General features: G+C 61.2%; 11 protein-coding genes and 1 pseudogene. 10 read left to right on the top strand and 2 right to left on the bottom strand.

What is annotated here, in order from left to right; translation table 11 throughout:
- Positions 1 to 40 precede the first annotated feature (40 nt).
- From AAEZ09_RS23620 to AAEZ09_RS23640, 5 genes are all read left to right on the top strand, one after another.
- Positions 41 to 364: a PepSY domain-containing protein gene (locus AAEZ09_RS23620; protein WP_350600997.1), complete on the top strand. Its 324-nt coding sequence runs from the start codon at positions 41 to 43 to the stop codon at positions 362 to 364.
- A 91-nt stretch (positions 365 to 455) separates the two neighbouring features.
- Complete coding sequence (locus tag AAEZ09_RS23625) at positions 456 to 926, top strand: DUF2271 domain-containing protein (protein ID WP_350600999.1); 471 nt, start codon at positions 456 to 458, stop codon at positions 924 to 926.
- Between the two features lie 25 nt (positions 927 to 951).
- Positions 952 to 3,132, top strand: coding sequence for a PepSY domain-containing protein (locus AAEZ09_RS23630; RefSeq protein ID WP_350601000.1), 2,181 nt, complete (start codon positions 952 to 954; stop codon positions 3,130 to 3,132).
- Complete coding sequence (locus AAEZ09_RS23635) at positions 3,116 to 4,093, top strand: FAD:protein FMN transferase (RefSeq protein ID WP_350601002.1); 978 nt, start codon at positions 3,116 to 3,118, stop codon at positions 4,091 to 4,093. The genes AAEZ09_RS23630 and AAEZ09_RS23635 overlap by 17 nt, the downstream gene beginning before the upstream one ends.
- Before the next feature lie 31 nt (positions 4,094 to 4,124).
- Complete coding sequence (locus tag AAEZ09_RS23640) at positions 4,125 to 4,826, top strand: VIT1/CCC1 transporter family protein (protein WP_350601003.1); 702 nt, start codon at positions 4,125 to 4,127, stop codon at positions 4,824 to 4,826.
- Positions 4,827 to 4,897: 71 nt separating this feature from the next.
- Here the strand turns inward: AAEZ09_RS23640 and AAEZ09_RS23645 are convergent, their stop codons facing one another.
- Positions 4,898 to 10,849: a peroxidase family protein gene (locus AAEZ09_RS23645; RefSeq protein WP_350601005.1), complete on the bottom strand. Its 5,952-nt coding sequence runs from the start codon at positions 10,847 to 10,849 to the stop codon at positions 4,898 to 4,900.
- Between the two features lie 73 nt (positions 10,850 to 10,922).
- On the opposite strand from AAEZ09_RS23645, the gene AAEZ09_RS23650 reads away from it, so the two are divergent.
- On the top strand, positions 10,923 to 12,410 hold the full coding sequence (locus AAEZ09_RS23650) for a sensor histidine kinase (protein WP_350601006.1): 1,488 nt from the start codon (positions 10,923 to 10,925) through the stop codon (positions 12,408 to 12,410).
- Here AAEZ09_RS23650 and AAEZ09_RS23655 read toward each other — a convergent pair whose 3' ends face one another.
- Positions 12,411 to 13,106 carry a response regulator gene (locus tag AAEZ09_RS23655; RefSeq protein WP_350601008.1) on the bottom strand — a complete coding sequence of 232 codons (696 nt, stop codon included), beginning with the start codon at positions 13,104 to 13,106 and terminating at the stop codon, positions 12,411 to 12,413.
- Positions 13,107 to 13,419: 313 nt separating this feature from the next.
- On the opposite strand from AAEZ09_RS23655, the gene AAEZ09_RS23660 reads away from it, so the two are divergent.
- The 4 genes and pseudogenes from AAEZ09_RS23660 to AAEZ09_RS23675 all read left to right on the top strand — a co-directional run.
- Entirely contained in the window at positions 13,420 to 15,156 is a 1,737-nt protein-coding gene (locus tag AAEZ09_RS23660; protein ID WP_350601009.1) for a type I secretion system permease/ATPase, read from the top strand.
- Entirely contained in the window at positions 15,157 to 16,503 is a 1,347-nt protein-coding gene (locus tag AAEZ09_RS23665) for an HlyD family type I secretion periplasmic adaptor subunit (RefSeq protein WP_045058427.1), read from the top strand.
- A gap of 1 nt (position 16,504) precedes the next feature.
- Positions 16,505 to 17,848: a TolC family outer membrane protein gene (locus tag AAEZ09_RS23670; RefSeq protein ID WP_236695840.1), complete on the top strand. Its 1,344-nt coding sequence runs from the start codon at positions 16,505 to 16,507 to the stop codon at positions 17,846 to 17,848.
- 74 nt (positions 17,849 to 17,922) lie between these two features.
- Positions 17,923 to 18,348, top strand: a pseudogene (locus tag AAEZ09_RS23675) (BON domain-containing protein); the annotation flags it as partial.
- Between the last annotated feature and the right edge of the window lie 96 nt (positions 18,349 to 18,444).

The following is an 18,444-nucleotide window of genomic DNA, read 5'->3' on the forward strand; positions in this document are numbered from 1 at the left end:
AGGGTATGCCACAGACGCCGACCTCGGCAGGAGACAGATCATGAAATCAGGTTTTATTGCCCATGCCGCGCTGTTGAGCCTGATGCTCAGCGGTTACGCCTTGGCCGACGACGACTGCAGCGACCCGGTGAGCGACTGGCAACCGCGCGAAAACCTGCGTGAGCAGGTCGAGCGGCAATACGGCTGGAGCGTGCAACGCATCAAGGTCGACGACGGTTGTTACGAGCTCAAGGGGTTGGACCGCAAGGGCAACGTCATCGAAGCCAACTACTCACCGGCCTCGTTGCGCCTGCGCACCCTCGAGATCCATTTCCGCGACGACGGCGATGCCAGGGATTACCTCGGCAGCCCGCTGACCGAATGATGTCCGCCTGTCGATGAGTTTTCCCTGCGCTTCAGGTTGCTGTCAGCAAGCAGGTCCAGGCTCTCGACCTAACGATCAAAAGGACACCCTCATGAAAAAGATCATCGCAGCCACCTGCCTCGCCGGCGCCATTGCCCTGCCGGGGTTGGCCCAGGCCCGGGAAGTGACCCTGACCACCCAGCTCAAGGACTACATCGGCAATGATGCTTACCTGGCGATCTACGTAACCGACGCCAACGGCCAGTACCAGAAAACCCTGTGGGTGGCCGGCAAGAAGGCCAAGTACTACAAGCACCTGGGCGACTGGGCCCGTGGCAGCGGGATGAACCGGAGCGAGTTTGACGGCGTCAGCGGCGCCAGTGTCGGCAGCGGGCGCACGCTCAAGGTCAGCGTCGAGCTGGCAGACACCCTGATCGATGCCGGGTATCAGATCCGCATCGACAGCGCCGTCGAGGACAAACGTGACGCTCGCGCCGATGTCGGCGTGCCGTTGACGTCCAAGGGCGCCGGCAAGCCGGTAACCGGCAGCACCTATGTCGAGTCCTTTACTTACGATTTGTAGCACTTGCCCTTTCTGGAGGCTGAACATGCTTCGCCAGTCCCATTCCCTGCCCGGCCTGATCGCCGCCCTGTTGGTCATGCTGTTGGCCATCAGCGGCGCGATCCTGTCGGTCGACCCGGCGCTGGAACGCTTGCACAACACCGCCACCGCGGCCGGGCAACTTAACGTCGGCCAACTGGCCGGGCGTGTCGCCAGTCACTTTCCGGGCGTGGAGCAGATCCAGCGCACAGCGTCCGGGATGGTCATTGTCTACTACAACCAGAACGGTCAGGCCGGGGCTGAAACGGTTGACCCACTGACCGGAGAAGGCCTCGCGCCTTATGCACCCTCCGCGTTCACGCGTTGGGTGAAAGAGCTGCACCGCTCGATGTTCCTTGGCACGCCGGGCCATGGGGTGTCGGGAGTCGGCGCGTTGTTGATGCTGATGCTGTCAGTGTCCGGCGCGCTGTTGCTGGCCCGGCGCCTGGGTGGCTGGCGCAACCTGCTGCGGCCACTGCACGGCACCTTCAGCCAGCGCTGGCATGCTGAAGTCGGGCGACTGGCCTTGCTCGGGCTGCTGCTGTCGGCATTGAGCGGGCTTTACATGTCCGCCACCACTTTTGGTTTTATCGCCGACGGCAGTCAGAGTGAACCCGCCTTCCCCGCCCACGTCAGCGCCGGCCCGGCCTTGCCGGTGGCGAACCTGCAAGCCTTGCAGGCCACCGACCTGAATGACCTGCGCGAGCTGGTCTACCCCAGCCCCGGTAACCCGAAGGACGTGTTTTCCCGGCGCACGGCCCAGGGCGACGGCTACGTGGATCAGGCCAGCGGCGCTTTGTTGTCCTATCAGGCACACGACTCGATGCACAACCTCTATGAATTGATCTATCAGCTGCACACCGGTGAAGGCCTGTGGTGGTTGGGCCTGCCGCTTGGGCTCTGTGCCCTCTGTGTGCCGTTGATGAGCGTCACCGGCCTCCTGTTATGGTGGCGCCGCCGCAAGGCGAGCCCAAACATCGGCCACAACAGCCCTGCCCACTCTGCCGACAGCGTGATACTGGTGGGCAGTGAAAACAACAGCACCTGGGGCTTTGCCAAGACCTTGCATGACGCCTTGCACCTGGCCGGACACCGAGTGCATAGCGCGGCGATGAATCAATACGCCAACGACTACCGCAGCGCCCAGCGCGTGATCATCCTCACCGCGACCCACGGTGACGGCGACGCGCCAGCCTCGGCTTCGCAGTTCCTGGCGCGGTTGGCCAAAACCGGCCTCAAGCCCGGCCAGCCCTTTGCCGTGCTGGGCTTTGGCGACCGCCAGTTTGCGCAGTTCTGTCAGTTCGCCCATCAGGTGCAGGACGCGATGTTGCAGGCCGGTGGCTTGCCGTTACTGGGGCTGGAAACCGTCAACCGCCAATCCTCTCAGGAATTTGCACGTTGGGGCCACGCGCTGGGCGACGTGCTCAAACATGACCTGACACTGGTCCATGCCCCGCAGCGGCCACAGACCCATCCATTGGAGTTGACAGAGCGCATTGTCTACGGCGAACAGGTGAACGCACCGACCCACGTGTTGCGCTTCAAGGCACCCGGCGCGCTGCCGGACTTCTTGGCCGGTGACTTGGTCGGGATTTTGCCTCCGGGCAGTCCGATCCCCCGTTTCTACTCGCTGGCCAGTGGTTCGCAGGACGGCGTGCTGGAAATCTGCGTTCGCAAACACAACGCAGGCGTGTGCTCGGAATTCCTTCATGGCCTGGACATTGGTGCGCAGATCGAAGCGTTTATCCAGCCCAACCCGCAATTTCGCCCGGCGTCGGGCACGCACCCGGTGATCCTGATCGGGGCCGGTACCGGCATCGGTCCATTGGCCGGTTTTATCCGCAACAACAAGGCGCGACACCCAATGCACTTGTATTGGGGCGGGCGCAACCCGGACTCGGATTTTCTCTATGAACCGCAGCTCAATCAGTATCTGGCCGACCGACGCCTGACGGCATTGCGCGCCGCCTTTTCTCAGGTTCAGGACCGCTGTTATGTGCAAGATCGGTTGATCGGCGATGCCCTGACCTTGCGCCGGCTGATTGAAAAAGGTGCCCAGGTGCTGGTGTGTGGCAGTCGCGAAATGGCCAAAGGCGTGATGCAAGCCCTCGATGAAGTGTTGGCACCTCTCAATCTGACTGTGCTGACCCTCAAGGCACAAGGACGCTACCGTGAAGACGTTTACTGAGTTGCAACGCTATAGCCTGAACGGCGAAACGATGGGCACGCGCTACATCGCCCTGTTTTATGCCGGGGCCGGGATCGATACCGACGCAATTGGCCATCGCCTGGCGCGCGCCGTGGCCCGGGTGGACCAGCAAATGTCCACCTGGAAACCCGACTCGGACCTCAACCGCCTCAACACCGCCCCCGAGCAGGAATGGGTATCAGTGCCCCAGGAACTGGCAACGGTGTTGTCTGCGGCACTGCGTGTCAGTCAGCAATCCGGCGGCGCCTTCGACATCGGGGTCGGTGATCTGGTTGATGCCTGGGGGTTCGGCCCCGGAGAGCAGACGGTCACAGAGCAGGCGCTCGCGACGATGCCGCCGCGCACCCGGCTGTCAGCCAGCGCAGCGTTGGTGATTGACCCATTACGTCATCAGGTGCGTAAACGCGCACAGCTGCACCTTGACTTGAATGGCATCGCCAAAGGGTTTGGCGTCGATGAACTGGCCCGTTGCCTGGAAGGTTTGGGCATAACCCGCTACCTGGTCGGCATCGACGGCGAAATGCGCGCCCGGGGCGTCAAACCCGATGGCCAGTGCTGGACCGTGGCGGTGGAAAAACCTGAGCGGGGCGTGCGTGAAGTCATGGGCGTGATGGAGCTTGGCGATGCCGCGATCGCGACCTCCGGGGACTACCGACGGTGGGTCGACGTGGCCGGTCAAGCCTATGCCCATACCATGAACCCGGCCACTGGCGCGCCGCTGTGCAACCCGCTCGCCGCCGTCACCGTGGTGGCCGCTTCGTGCATGCTCGCCGATGCCTGGGCCACGGCGCTGATGGTGCTGGGTGAAACCGAAGGCCCACGCTTGGCTCAGGAACGCGGGATGGACGCGTTGTTCGTGCTTCGCGACGGCCAACAATTCAAGGAAATATCCATTGTCGGCGGCCAGTTGCAGGCGCAGATTGAAACCCGTCCGATGTGAACCGCCTAATGACAGTGAGTCGCGCTCAACCATGAAATTCATGCACAGACACACCGAGTCCCACCGCAGTGATCGTATCGGCTGGCTGCGCGCCGCCGTCCTTGGGGCCAACGACGGAATTGTCTCCACCGCCAGCCTGCTGATCGGCGTCGCCGCCGCCAACGCCAGCCACGCCACGTTGCTGGTCACGGGCATGGCGGGGCTGATGGCCGGCGCCATGTCCATGGCGGCAGGCGAGTACATCTCCGTGCACTCCCAGGCCGATACCGAGCGCGCCGACTTGTCCCGCGAACGGGCCGAGCTTGCCAGTGACCCGAAAGCCGAACACATCGAGCTCGCCAACATCTACATGCACCGTGGCGTATCACCCGAACTGGCGCATCAGGTGGCCGATCAATTGATGGCCCATGACGCACTGGGCTCTCACGCCCGGGACGAACTGGGTATCAGCGCCACCCTTACCGCCAAACCCTTACAGGCCGCCCTGGCCTCCGCCGCCAGCTTTGTGGTGGGTGCCGCCCTGCCCCTGGCGGTGACGTTTGTCGCGCCGGAGCACAGCGTGGTGCCCTGGATATCGGGCATGTCATTGGTGTTTCTCGGGACACTGGGCGCCATTGCCGCCAGGGCCGGCGGCGCCAAGGTCATCACCGGTGCCTGGCGGGTGACCTTCTGGGGGGCGCTGGCCATGGGGATTACGGCGCTGGTGGGGCACTTGTTTGGCGCCGTGGTCTAGCTCACGTTGGTTCCTGCAAAAAACAAAGGGCGCCCCTTAATGAAAAGGGGCGCCCTTTTTACGCTGCCAACCTATACCACGCCGACGAAATCGCTCGCAGTGAGGGCCACATGCCCGACCAGATCAATCTGGAAGTCGGCGCCATTGCCGCTGTTCACATTGCCCTCCACATAGGTGTGATCGACCCCGCCGACATTGACGAAGTGGTACTTCAATTGCGCCTGGTTGTTGAACTCGTTGCCGGTGCCGTTCCACTCGCCGAGGAAGGTGAAGTCCTGATTACCGGCGGAACCTGCGCCGGAGGTCCGGGCATCGATCAGGGTGAGATCGATATGGTCGGTTCCGTGCGAGAAGTCCGTGATCACGTCACGGCTTGCGGCCGACGTTCCCGAGTCATTGATCGAGCTGAACACAAACATGTCCGCCCCTGCACCGCCGGTCAACGTATCGCGGTTACCATTACCCGCCAGCGTGTCGGCGCCACCGCCGCCACTCAAGGTGTCGATACCGCCCTGCCCGGTCAGGGCGTTATTGGCGTTGTCACCGGTCAGGGTGTTAGTGCCGCTGCTGCCGATGACATTTTCGACGCTGATCAAGGTGTCACTACCGGTTTGCGAGCTGCTGGCCGAGTTGGTGGACAGGTTGACCGTGGCGTTGGCCGATGTGCCTGACAAGTCATAGGTATCGGTGTCGCCACCGCCGTCGTAGCTGTCATTGCCATCATTGACCGATGCCCGGAAGGTGTCATTGCCCAGGCCACCGAACAGGCTGTCCAGGCCTTGTCCACCCACCAGGGTGTCGTCACCGCTGCCACCGTCCATCCAGTCATTGCCGCCCTGGCCTTGCAACAGGTTGCTGACGCCATCGCCCTGGATGTGATCGTCGCCCGAACTGCCGGTGATGTTCTCGATGCCGGTCAGCGAGTCGCTGCCGGTCTGGGTGCTGGTTGACGTTCCGGCGATCAAATCGACCGTGGCTGGCGCCGATGTGGCCGACAAATCGTAGGTGTCGGTGCCCGTGCCACCGTCATAGTGGTCGTTGCCGTCGTTCTGCGAGGCCAGCAGCGTGTCGTTGCCTGCCTCACCAAAGACCGAGTCGTTGCCGGCCAGCCCACTGAGTTGGTTGTTACCGCTGTTGCCATGGATCACGTTGTCCAGCGTGTTGCCGGTGCCGTTGATGTTGTTCGAGCCTAGCAAGGTCAGGTTTTCGACGTTGGCGCCCAGGGTATAGCTGACCGAGGACATGACCGTGTCGGTGCCTTCGTTCAGATTCTCCTGAACCACATCGCCATTGGCATCGACCATGTAGACGTCATTGCCAGCGTTGCCGCGCATCGTATCGTTACCGGCGCCACCGTCCAGCAAGTCGGAACCCAGCCCGCCGTTGAGGACGTCATTGCCCGAATAGCCCATCAGGATGTCCTGATAGTTGGTGCCATTGAGCGTATCACCGAAGAAGAATGAGTTAGTGCCTTCGATGAAGCGTCCTACCGCTTCCGAAGGGTCTGACGTCAGTTGTTCCACCGTGCCGTTGTTGTCGGTGTACGTGGTGACAACCCGCAGCTGCTGGCCGAACTGCGCCGAAGTCGGTGCAAAGGTCGACGCATTCGCCCCGGCGATACTCAACCAGGTCGCCCCCACCAGTGCCTGCCACTGATAGGAGAACCCGCTCGGTCCAGGCAAGCCATCGGCATCCTGGATGGCCGAGGTGTTGGCGGTCAGCCGGTATTGGGCCGGCACCGGACGACTTGGGGTGGTCGGTGCGGTGGCATAACCCGACAGCACCACATTGCCGGTCGGCAGGTGATTGGTGATGCTCAGGTTGATCGTGCGGTCGGCGAAGCGCAGTTTTTCAACGCCGATGACAATATCGGTGCCATCGACGTTCGCAGCGCCCACCCGCAGGTCCACCACTTTGAACGCCGTGATCAGCTCGCCGCCCGGCCGGGTGTCGGTGAACTTGGTAATGCTGTAATTGGCATAGTTACCCGAGTAGATGGCCGTGTCCGCCGCGCCATCGGCGGTGCCGGCGGCCTGATGGTTATCGCCCAGGACGAAGTCGGGGCGGGTCGATTGCAGACCGGTGAAGTGCTCGGCAAACCCTTGACTGGCGAGCAAGTGATTGAGATCGGCCAGTTTGATCGAATCCCCGACGATCACGTCATTGCCGCCGTTGCCTTGGGAGACATCGTCACCGCTGCCGCCAATCAACCAGTTCTCCGTGGCATTACCGATCAGGCCCGCCAGCGGATTGGCCGGCGTGACCGTGTTCGCACGGGCATCGCTGAAGCGTGAACCGATCAAGCCTTCAATGTCCGCCAGCAAGGCGTTGAACGGCTGGAACAGCACTGCAGTGCCCGGTGCCGCGACGATATTCTGATTGTTGAGGTCTGCTGCCGCGTCCAGCGCGATGTTCACATCGCTGAAGGCTGCAATATCGAAGCCCACGTCGCCAAGGGCTTCATCACCGTCGCCCTGACCCGGAGCGCCCCCAAGGCCCGGCAACAGAATGTCGTCGCCGACACCGCCAAACTCCTGGTCGCCGGTGGAGCCGCCGGAAATGATGTCATCGCCGTCCTCACCGAACAGGATGTCCGGGCCATCGCCGCCATAAATCTCATCATTACCGTCACCGCCATGCACCAGGTCGGTGTCGCCACCGGCATCGATGTAGTCATTGCCGGCGCCACCGTACAGCTCGTCAATCCCGGCTTCGCCATAGAGGTGATCGTTGCCGTTACCGCCAATCACCACATCGAGGGCGCCTGCGCTGGTCCCGGCATAGATGGTGTCGTCCCCTTCCCCGCCATCGAGGAAGTCTTCGATATCCCCGCCATAGATCACGTCGTTGCCGTCGCCACCGTAGATATGGTCGGCACCGGCCTTGCCGTCCAGGATGTCGTCGCCGCCTTCGCCGTAAATCGTATCGTCACCGTCACCGGCGTCGAGCCAGTCGTTGTAGTCGGTGCCGACCAGCACTTCGTGGGAGTTGTAACCCACCGCCGCCGTGCCGTCCGGGTTCGTGCCCTGGTCCGGACGGTAGTCCCGAATATAGGTTTGCGCGGTATGCGTTTCCGGGCTGGTCAGGCTGACCAGCAGGCCGTTACCACCGATCCCGCCCGAGCCACCGGTTGAGTAGACGCCCACATGGTTGGCCGCGATCAGCGTCCCGTACTTGTGCTCGCTCTTGTAGGCCGTGGCACTCGCGCCGGAATCGGTGTAGCTCAGTTCCACGTAGCTGTCGGCATAGCCGAAGACATCACCGGCCAGGTGCCGGGCGTCGGTGGTGCGTTCGATGATGTCTTTGAATTGCTCGGTGACCACCTGTTCGTTGAGGTTGGTCATCGCCGGCAGGCCAAGATCGAGGCGGTACAGGTAATAGAAACGGTCACCGTCCATCAGCCGCTCCATCTGATCCTCGAAGATGGCGTTGAAGGTGGTGCCCAGCTGCCCGGTGTAGACGTGCTTTTCGGCCAAGCCACCGATCCACAGGTCAATCGCGTTATAGCCGTCATAGCCAGCCACATGATTGCCGTTGGCGTCTGCCGCGCCGGAAAGGAAATACGCCGCCTGCTCGGCCGTGACACTGCCACCGGCATAGTTGACGGTAAGACCCGAGACATCTGCATCGATAATCGCCTGAGCATGAGCCACGTCACCGTCGAAAGAATAAGCGGCGATGAAGTTCACCAGGGACTCGGGGTGAATCATGTTGTTGGCGAAGTCACTCCAGCTGGTATAGGGCGTCAGGCCATCGACGATCAGGTTGGTATGGTGCTGCGCGCCGGCCGGTGAGGCCCGTTCGGCAATCAGCGCATCGTGGATCTGCTGGCGCGCCTGGTTCAGGGTCGGCAGGCCGAGGTCGCGACCACGGGCCAGGTTGATCGTCGCCAGGTCCAGTGGCTGACCGAGCAAGCCTTGTTGTAACGCCGGGGTGACGAACTCGTCGATTTCGTTGCTGATCTGCCGGGTCATGCCCAACGCGATGGCCGTCGGACCCACTTCGGCGAAACCACCGGGGTTGAGGAACGCTTGCTCCAACGCATAGTGCGTAATCGCGCCCGTCAGGTCGTAACCGCCGCTGGCATTTTTCTCCAGGGCGTCGATGGTTTCGCGCAATTGCGAGTGGCCGAAACGGAACGCCGCCTGGCCGTACTCCAGCGAGATGTTGGTGTTGATGCTCGAGTCGTAGGTCACGAACTCAGGCAAGTCCGGGGTGATCAGCCGCGCGTATTGGTCGATTGCGACGTGCTGGTATTCCATCTCCACGGTCAGCTTGGCGGCATAGAACAACTTGTCCTGATCCCAGGACACGATGACGCCATCGGCCAGGGTGAAGTTGCCATTGGCATCGGTGTAAAAACCGCCGCTGCCGTTACTGATATGTACCTGCCAGTTATGCCGCACATTGACGTCGGTCTGCCCCAGCACCTCGTTCTGCAGGTTGATCAGCTGCACGTTGTGGTCTTCGTGGAAAACGTGGTGAATGGCGGTCAGGCCGAAGTTTTCGTTCACCCGACCATCACCGGCAATGTAGTGGTCGCCCACCGATTGCAGCAGCAACTCGTTGGCCACCGCAAAATCGGCACTGCCGGGTGCGGCGCTGATGGTGAAGTCGGCAAAGTTGACGAAGCTGAACAGGTTCTTCGGCCCCGAGTTGTCGTAGTTGATGACCATTCCATACGGGTTGTTCGCATCGAAGGTAATGCTGGTGATGTGCGCATCCAGCGACATCAGCTTCGCCTGATCGATATGCACATCGTCGAAGTGCGGGTTCATGTCCAGCAGGATCGCTTCGCGGGTATATACCGCCTGCACACCGGCGGTGGTCGGGTCGGCATCCAGCACATGACCGTGGGCATCCCGGACGCGGAAGTTGGCAATGTCGTCCCAGGTCAGGTCGTCACGACCGGTGGCCAGCACGTGGGCGCGCAGTTCGCTCAGGGTTGGCAGGGTCTGATGGGTCAGCACCCCGTTGAGGGTCCAGGCCGCTTCATCACTCAAGGTCGTGCCGTCGAACAGCGCCGCCCCGGCGATGAATTGGCCAGGGTGATTGGGGTCCGCCACCCACTGGCGCAGCAACTGGGTCACGGCCTCGTTGGACCCGTAAGTCTGGTTCTGATCGATGTACGGCGAGTCGAGGTTGACGTATTGCGCCTGGCCCTGCCCGTCCACTTCGCTGACCGAGGCGCGGTGCACCTTGATCGAGTAAACCGGCTGCCCGTCCGGGCCGATCGAGCCGTAAAGCGGATCATCCGGCGCCAAGGGAATGGTGATCGTTGCGTTTTGATTAGGCTTGTTGATGAAGTCCAGGCCGTGGTCGAAGAACTGTCCGAACAAGGTGAACCAGCCGGTGGTCGACGGGTCGCCGCTGACGGTGTTCTGGTTGCGGATGTAGTACTGGCCAGAGTCCGGCGAGGTGGTATCGACTTCACCGATGGTGCCGAGGATGCCCGGATCCGTCACCATGGCCACGCCGTTTGCCGTGTGTTGGATATGCCCATTGGCATCGGTGGCAAAGGTCACCCCGCCGCTGACGATGGTCTGGCTGATCATCCGTGGCGTGTAGTCCACCAGCGAAGCTGTCGGATCGCTATACAGTGAACTACTGTCAGTCATGGGCGTGGCATCGACGGGAACGCCCGGCCCTGCCAATGCGGCGTTATCCAGGTTCTGATGAACGTAGTGCGTGTAGTCGGAGTGGGTCAGGCGAATGAAGTTCTGCCCGAAACTGCCCCAGGCCTGACCGTCCTGGGTCAGGTTGTTGAAGTGCCCGGACACATCGCGCAAGCCGATCGGGTCCCGTGCGCCGTTGTACCAGCGGGTTTCGCCGGCCGGGATATCCAGAGGGTTGAAGCTGCCGAGAATCCCGAGCACATGGACGTTGCCATCCGACCCGCTGTAGCCGTACAGCGGTTCACCGGCGGCGTTGTAACCCACGACATGAATGGTTGGAAATGTAACCTGCTGCTCAAGAAACGAAATATCGTTTTGATTGAGGGTGAAGCGCTTTAGCTCATACATGGCAATCTCCAGATATCCGTTGAGTTGCAGGGTTTTCCAACCGACTTATCACGATGATCAGGGAACCGGACCGATGGCAAAAGATGCAAAAGTCGAATCAAAAAACGAGACTTTTGTCGGTGACCAGACTGAGACTTTGGTCGAGCCTCTCCCGCCTCGCGAGCGTGGCCAGCGGGCAATCTGGCGTACCCGATTCAAGGCCCGGGCGCGCAACCTGAGCCGCTCCACACAGTTCGTGATTGCCGCCGCACTGATCCTGGGACTGACGATGTTTTTCGTCGGCAAACTGGTGAGCGCACGCATCGAACGGGCCGCCGTACAAAGCGCCGCCGAAGCCGGCGCTCATTACATGGAAGCGTTTCTGGAACCCTACGTGCAGGAGATGAGTCGCGACAACGGCTTGTCGCCCACCAGCGTCGAATCCCTGGATCGCCTGATGGACAGCCGTTCACTGAGACGGCACATCGTCTCAATCAAGATCTGGCGCGCGGACGGCACGGTGGTGTACAGCACCGATAAATCCATCACCAATCGCAAATTCCCGATGGATGAAATCGCCGAGGCGCTCAAGGGCAATGTGGTCACCGACCTTGAGGACCTGGATCAGGAGGAGAACGAGTTCGAGCGAAAGCTCAACGTACCGCTCTATGAAATCTATGCGCCGCTGCGGGAGTTCAACACCGGAAAAATCATCGCGGTGGGCGAGTTCTATGAAATGGCGACCAGCCTGGAGCAGGAAATCAATCGTATTCGTCAGCAAGTGTGGATGGTGGTCGGTGCCGCGACGCTGGCGATGCTGACGTTGCTGTTCTTCCTGGTGCGACGCGGTGACCAGATCATCCAGCGCCAGCAAGTCGCATTGCGGTTGCGGCTCCTGGAGCAAACCCGCTTGCACATCAGCAATGCTGCACTACAGCGCAAGATGACCACCGCGACTCAGGAGTTCTCACGCATCAACGAACTGACCCTGCGCCGCATCGGCGCGGACTTGCACGACGGCCCGGCACAACTGATGACGCTGATCCTCATCCGGCTCGATGACTTGGCCGAAAACTGCACCGACATCGATCAGGAATCCCTGGAAACCATCCGCGGCGCAGCCACCGATGCATTGCGTGAGGTGCGTGATCTGTCGCGGGGGCTGGCACTTCCGGAAATCAACGACCTGAGCCTGCCGGAGGAGTTGCAACTGGTGGCGCAGCGCCACGAGCAACGCACCGGCACCAAGGTCAAATTGTCGCTGGGGCCGCTGCCTGAGGTGACGTCATTGCCACTCAAGCTCTGTCTTTACCGGTTTGTCCAGGAAGCCCTCAACAATGCGTACCGCCATGCCCAGGGCAGAGGCCAGGCCATCAACGCCGATTACATTGACGGGCTGTTGTACATCAGTGTCAGGGACAGTGGACCGGGCATGGCAGCTGGCGCCATGGTGGTCGAGACCGCCGGCAGGACCCGGCTCGGGCTGGCGGGTTTGCGCTATCGCGTGGAATCGTTGGGCGGGTTGTTCAGCATCGAGTCGTCCAGCGCCGGCACATCAGTGAACGCACAATTCAACCTCTAGTCACGAACCACCCCGCGCATCTATATGAATACCCACCCCGATGTGCAGGCGACCGACGGCCTCACGCTCCCAATAACGCCGGAGGGCCGTCACCGCCTCGACCCGGTTGCGTGCGTGCAACTTCTGCATCACGCAGGTCATGTAGTACTTGACGGTTTTTTCGCTGATCAACAGTTTTGAGGCCACTTCTTTATTGGTCAGGCCCTTTGAGACCTCACGAATAATCTGCTCCTCCCGATGGGTGAGGTCGATCTTGCGGACTTCAGCCTCATGCTTTTTGAAATTGCTCAGCAGCTTATTGGCAAATTCGGGGGTGATATACGTTTCGCCCCTGGCGATCGACCGGATCGCCAGCACCAGGTCCGGCCCGCTGACCCCTTTCAACACATAGCCGCGCGCGCCCGCTTCGAGCGCCGAATAGGCGTCATCTTCAGACTCCGACACCGTCAGCATCAGCACCTTTACGTCCGGCAACTGGGTGGAGATAAATCGCACCACGGCGAATACGTCGCCCGGCATATTGACGTCCATCAGCATCACATCCGGTCGCATTCGTATCGCAATGGCCTGGGCTTCATCCGCGCTGCCACCCTGCTCCACGATTTGCAAATCCGCTCTCTTCCTCAGCGTATTGGCCACGCCTTCACGCAATAAAGGATGATCATCGGCGATGCCAATCCGGATGAATGGGTTCATGACGCGCTCCTGAAAGGGCCAAGTATTCGAACACATTGATTAATAGCAGCTAACCCGGGCGGATGCTGGTTACTGGTCGCAAGTGCCGCAGGCTTTGAGGACGATAATTAGACTTAGGTCGCACGAAATTCGACCGCCAACAAGCCATCTTCACCACAAACCCCTGAAAGGACAGTGTCCAACCCGTTGTTTTTAAACGCTGTCAAAAGCGTCAATAAAATATTGACGCGTAAAAACTGGATCGGGGTGTCATCCGACCAACAGTCGTTCCCCTACGCTGAGGTACATAAAACAACGGCACGGGAACCTCCCGATGGACAAGAAAAACCTGCAGCGTTCCGAATTTGCCGAGGTGTTTTTTCGGCTGCGCCATACGTTCTATTCACTGGCCGGTTTCAGTGGCGTGATCAACGTGCTGATGCTGGCGCCGGCCATCTACATGCTGCAGGTGTATGACCGGGCGCTGGTCAGCAGCAACCTCACCACGCTGCTGATGCTGACCCTGCTGATGATCGGTCTGTACACCTTGCTGGCCATGCTGGAAGTGGTGCGCACTCGCGTAATGATCCGGGTCGGCAACCGACTGGACATGGCCCTGAACCGGCGTGTCTTTACCGCCGCTTTCGAGCGCAACCTGCAGCGTGCTGGCGGCAACCCGGCGCAAGCCCTGCAAGACCTCGCGCAAGTACGCCAGTTTCTTACCGGCAACGGCCTGTTTGCGTTCTTCGATGCGCCGTGGACGCCCATTTACCTATTCGTCGCCTACCTGATCCACCCCTTGCTCGGGATCGTCACCCTGTGCGGCTCGCTGATTCTGGTATCCCTGACCTGGCTCACTGAAATCGCCACCAAAAAGCCGTTGAACGAAGCGAATCTGGCGTCACAGATCTCGGGCACTTTCGCCAACAACAATCTGCGCAACGCCGAAGTCATCGAGGCAATGGGCATGCTGCCGGCGATTACACAACGCTGGTTCGGCAGCCACCTGCGGATTCTCGAAATGCAGACCCTGGCGTCCGACCGCGCGGCCTATATCAGCGGACTGGGGCGTTTTGTGCGGATCGCCCTGCAATCGCTGATCCTCGGCACCGGCGCCCTGCTGGCCATCGAAGGCTCGATCACCCCCGGCATGATGATCGCTTGCTCAATCCTCAGCGGCCGCGCCCTGGCCCCCGTCGAACAACTGATCGGCGCCTGGAAACAACTGCTGACCAGCCGTCGTGCCTGGGCGCGGCTCAAGCAACTGCTGCAAGATTTTCCGCCCCGGGCCGATGCGATGAAACTGCAACGGCCCCTGGGCATGCTCTCGGTGGAGCACTTGCACGCCGGGGCGCCGGGCATGAGCCAATCGATCCTTCGCGGGCCGCACTTCAACCTGTCGCCGGGTGAATCACTGGGCATCATCGGCCCGTCCGCGTCGGGCAAATCAACCCTGGCACGGCTGCTGGTGGGCATCTGGCCGGCGCAAAGCGGCAAAGTGAGGCTCGACGGTGTGGACGTCTACCTGTGGAACAAGGAAGAGCTCGGCCCCTGGGTCGGTTACTTGCCCCAGAACGTGGAATTGTTCGAAGGCACCATCGCCGACAACATCGCCCGTTTCGGTGAGGTCGACAGTGACGCGGTGATCGTGGCAGCAAAACGGGCCGGTGTGCACGACATGATCCTGCGCTTTGCCCACGGTTACGACACCCCCCTGGATGTCGACGGCAACCCGCTGTCCGGTGGGCAACGCCAGCGCATCGGCCTGGCCCGTGGGTTGTACGGCGAGCCGTCAATCATCGTGCTCGACGAGCCGAACGCCAACCTCGACGACGCCGGGGAAAAAGCCCTGATTGAAGTGCTCGAAGACCTCAAATCCCGGGGCTGCACCACAGTGCTGATCAGCCACCGCCCGAGCATCCTCGGCACCGTCGATAAAGTCCTGATGCTGCGTGAAGGCAGCACGCAATTGTTCGGCCCCCGGGATGAAGTGTTCGCGGCGTTGCGCCAGACCAGCGTGCTGCCGACGGTGGGCGCTCCAACTCTGTCAGCCGTTCGCGGGAGAGAATAAATGGGCGCCTTGAGTCTTGATCCGCGAGGCCAGGAATTGGTGCGCGCGGCAGCCAGTATCGATGTCGACGACCTTCGCCCCGCACGTTGGGGCGTGCTGCTGGTGATCCTCGGCTTTGGCGGATTTCTGCTCTGGTCCTGGCTGGCCCCGCTGGACGCCGGCATCGTCGCCACCGCCACAGTCAAGGTCACCAGCAACCGCAAAGCCATCCAGCACATCACCGGCGGCAGTGTCGACGCGATTCTAGTGCGTGAAGGCGACAGCGTCAGCAAGGATCAGGAATTGGTGCGGCTCGACGCCACCCAGGCACTCTCGGAACAAGGGGTGGTGAACGCGCAGTACATCGCCACCAAAGCCATGGAAAACCGCCTGGAAGCCGAACGCGATGGCGCCGCCGACGTGGTTTTCGACCCCGCCATGTTGCAGCGCTATGCCGGCAACGATCACCTGAAAGACGCCATCAACCTGCAACGTCATCTGTTTGCCACGCGCCGCACCAGCCTTGAGGGCGAGATCGGCATCTTGCGCGAGTCGCTCAACTCCGCCGAGGCGCAGATCAAGGGTTTGCAGCACATCTTCAGTGCCCGTTCGGCTCAGATAGGGTTTCTCAATCAGGAGCTGGTCGGGGTCCGCCAACTCGCCGCCGAAGGCTACGTGCCCCGCAACCGCATGCTGGAGCTCGAACGCACCGGTTCGGACTTGAACGCCTCGCAGGCCGACAACCTCAACAACATTGCCAGGGCGCGGGGCCAAGTCGCCGACATCAAGCTGCGCATCCTGCAACGCGAGTACGACTACCGCAAGGAAGTGCAGTCGCTACTGGCTGATGTGCAGAAGGAAAACAGTGCCCTCACCGACCGTTTGCAGGCCCTGGATTATCAGGTCCGGCACACGGTAATCCGCTCGCCCATCGACGGCATGGTCCAGGGCCTGAACGTGTCGACCATCGGCGGCGTGATCGCGCCCGGTTTCAAGATCATGGAAATCGTGCCGGCCCACGAACCGTTGCAGATCGACGCGATGGTGCCGGTGCAAGCCATCGACCGGATGACGCCAGGCCTGCCGGTGACCATCTCGTTCCCCGCGTTCAATCACGTGCAGACACCGAACATTCCGGGCCAGGTGCTGACCATTTCCGCCGACCGCCTGGTCAGCGACGACAACAAACAGCCCTACTATTTGGCACAGATCGAAGTGACGCCCGCCGGCATGGCCCTGCTCGGCAGCAATCACATCCGCGCGGGCATGCCCGCGTCAGTCACCATCAAGACCGGTGAGCGCAACATGCTCAGCTACCTGTTGAAGCCGCTGCTGGACCGCGTCAACAGTGCGTTCAAGGAGCAATGACGTGAGCAGCCGGGGTCGGTTCATCGGTTTCGTCGCCCTGTTGGGCCTGGCTCAGTCGGTGGCGGCGCTGGACCTTCGCGAGTCCTGGAACCTGATGCAGTTCCAGGGCCCGACCTATCTTTCTGCCGGTCACGAACGCGATGCCGCGCTGGAAAACCGCACTATCGGTCAATCCGGGCTGCTGCCGAAAATCGGCATCACCGCCTTCGACAACCACATCAACGGCACGCAAAAGCAGCCGGATTTTTTCGGCAATAGCCAGACCAATGACCTGAACTACAACTCCCGGGGCGCGACACTGCAACTGCGCCAACCGCTCTTCAACAAGCAGAAAATGGCCGAGTATCGCCAAGGCGAATATCAGGCCGAGTACGGTGTGGCGGTGTTCGACGGCAAGGCGCAGGATGCGGCCGTTAAGCTGGCCGGGCGCTACTTTGACGTGTTGCTGGCCCACGAGACCGTGGAACTGGCGACGGCCAAACTCAAATCGTTCAATGAACAAGTGGCTTCGACCCAACGGCGCAAGGACCTCGGCGACGGCACCATCACAGACGTCGACGAAGCGGTGGCCCGTCGTGACCTGGCCCAGGCCGAGCTGATCGAAGCCGAAGACAGCGTGACCGTGGCACGGCGACTGTTGCAGGAATACCTCGGGCAGACACCCGATGAAATCGCCACCCTGCAAGACACCTTCCCCACGCCACCGCTGCAACCGGACAATCTGCAGGAATGGATTATTCGCGCGGGGACAAACAGCCCCTCGATCCGGGCCCGCCGCTTGAACGTCAACACCGCCGACGAAGAAGTGGCCAAGGCCAAGGCCGGTCACTGGCCGACCCTGGATCTGGTGCTGGGCTACACCGCCGCCGACAGTGAAACCCTGTCCACTCAAAACCAGCGCAACCGCTACAGCTCGGCTGGCGTGGAGCTGAATATTCCGTTGTACAGCGGCGGCTACGTCAGCGCCCGCGCCCGGCAAAGCGTCGCCACCCGGGATCAGGCCGAAGAGGATCTGAACGCCACCCGCGAGGAAATCATCTCCGGCACCACCCGGGAATTTCGCGGGGTGCAGAGCGGCGAAGCGCGCATCCGCGCCTTGGAAAAAGCCGTCAAATCCAGCGAGCGTTCACTCGACTCCTCGAAAAAGGGCTTCCTCGCTGGCTCCAGCACCAACGTCGACATCCTCAATGCCCAGGAACAGATCTACACCGCCCGGCGCGATCTGTTCGAAGCCAAGCTGCGTTACCTGCTGGCCAAACTGCGGCTGGCGGCGGATGTGGGCGCGTTGGGGGATGACGACATCGCCAGCGCCAATGCCTACCTGGGGCCGAAGTTGGCGTTTTGAACACCGCGGGGCTGTCGGCCGCTTTGTTGATTCACCTCAAGGATTTTTCGTCGTTCAGGCGCCTCAAAGGTGTAAGCGCCGTCGCCGAAGGCGACATCAAAGTCGTCGTGCAACATGGGTGGATCGCCCTGAAAGGCTAAGTAGACTGGCAATACCGAAAAGAAACCGTGGAACGGCTCGTGCGCAAATTGTCCGGCGTGTTGGGCATCGACAATTGGCTCACTCTTCGTCCGCGGGTAGACGCCGGCGAGATCCAGCGCAGCATCGAAGCGGCACTCAAGCGCAATGCCGAGGTAGAAGCCGACGGGATACACGTCAAGGTCCAGGGCGACGTGGTGATACTCGAAGGCCGGGTCCATTTTTGGCGCCAGCGTCACGTTGCAGAACGGTCCGGCTGGTGGTCTTTGCGGCCCATGTCGCGTAGGAACACACCAAGCCGAACGTCAGTAAAAAGAAAGCCAGATAAGGGGTCACATCTTTCATCCTTTCAGTTCGAGTGATCCGTTGTTGTGGCGAATATATCCGTGCTTTAGCTGGCGATGGGGTTAAGGTGGGTTAAGAAATATTTAATATTCGGCGGGCTCGTTGGTCACTAG

It is taken from the genome of Pseudomonas sp. 65/3-MNA-CIBAN-0223 (assembly GCF_040310425.1).
Lineage (GTDB): Bacteria > Pseudomonadota > Gammaproteobacteria > Pseudomonadales > Pseudomonadaceae > Aquipseudomonas > Aquipseudomonas gregormendelii.

Coding starts and splice junctions, on each gene's coding strand:
- AAEZ09_RS23620 (WP_350600997.1), top strand. CDS start 41: ATGAAATCAGGTTTTATTGCCCATGCCGCGCTGTTGAGCCTGATGCTC.
- AAEZ09_RS23625 (WP_350600999.1), top strand. CDS start 456: ATGAAAAAGATCATCGCAGCCACCTGCCTCGCCGGCGCCATTGCCCTG.
- AAEZ09_RS23630 (WP_350601000.1), top strand. CDS start 952: ATGCTTCGCCAGTCCCATTCCCTGCCCGGCCTGATCGCCGCCCTGTTG.
- AAEZ09_RS23640 (WP_350601003.1), top strand. CDS start 4,125: ATGAAATTCATGCACAGACACACCGAGTCCCACCGCAGTGATCGTATC.
- AAEZ09_RS23645 (WP_350601005.1), bottom strand. CDS start 10,849: ATGTATGAGCTAAAGCGCTTCACCCTCAATCAAAACGATATTTCGTTT.
- AAEZ09_RS23650 (WP_350601006.1), top strand. CDS start 10,923: ATGGCAAAAGATGCAAAAGTCGAATCAAAAAACGAGACTTTTGTCGGT.
- AAEZ09_RS23655 (WP_350601008.1), bottom strand. CDS start 13,106: ATGAACCCATTCATCCGGATTGGCATCGCCGATGATCATCCTTTATTG.
- AAEZ09_RS23660 (WP_350601009.1), top strand. CDS start 13,420: ATGGACAAGAAAAACCTGCAGCGTTCCGAATTTGCCGAGGTGTTTTTT.
- AAEZ09_RS23665 (WP_045058427.1), top strand. CDS start 15,157: ATGGGCGCCTTGAGTCTTGATCCGCGAGGCCAGGAATTGGTGCGCGCG.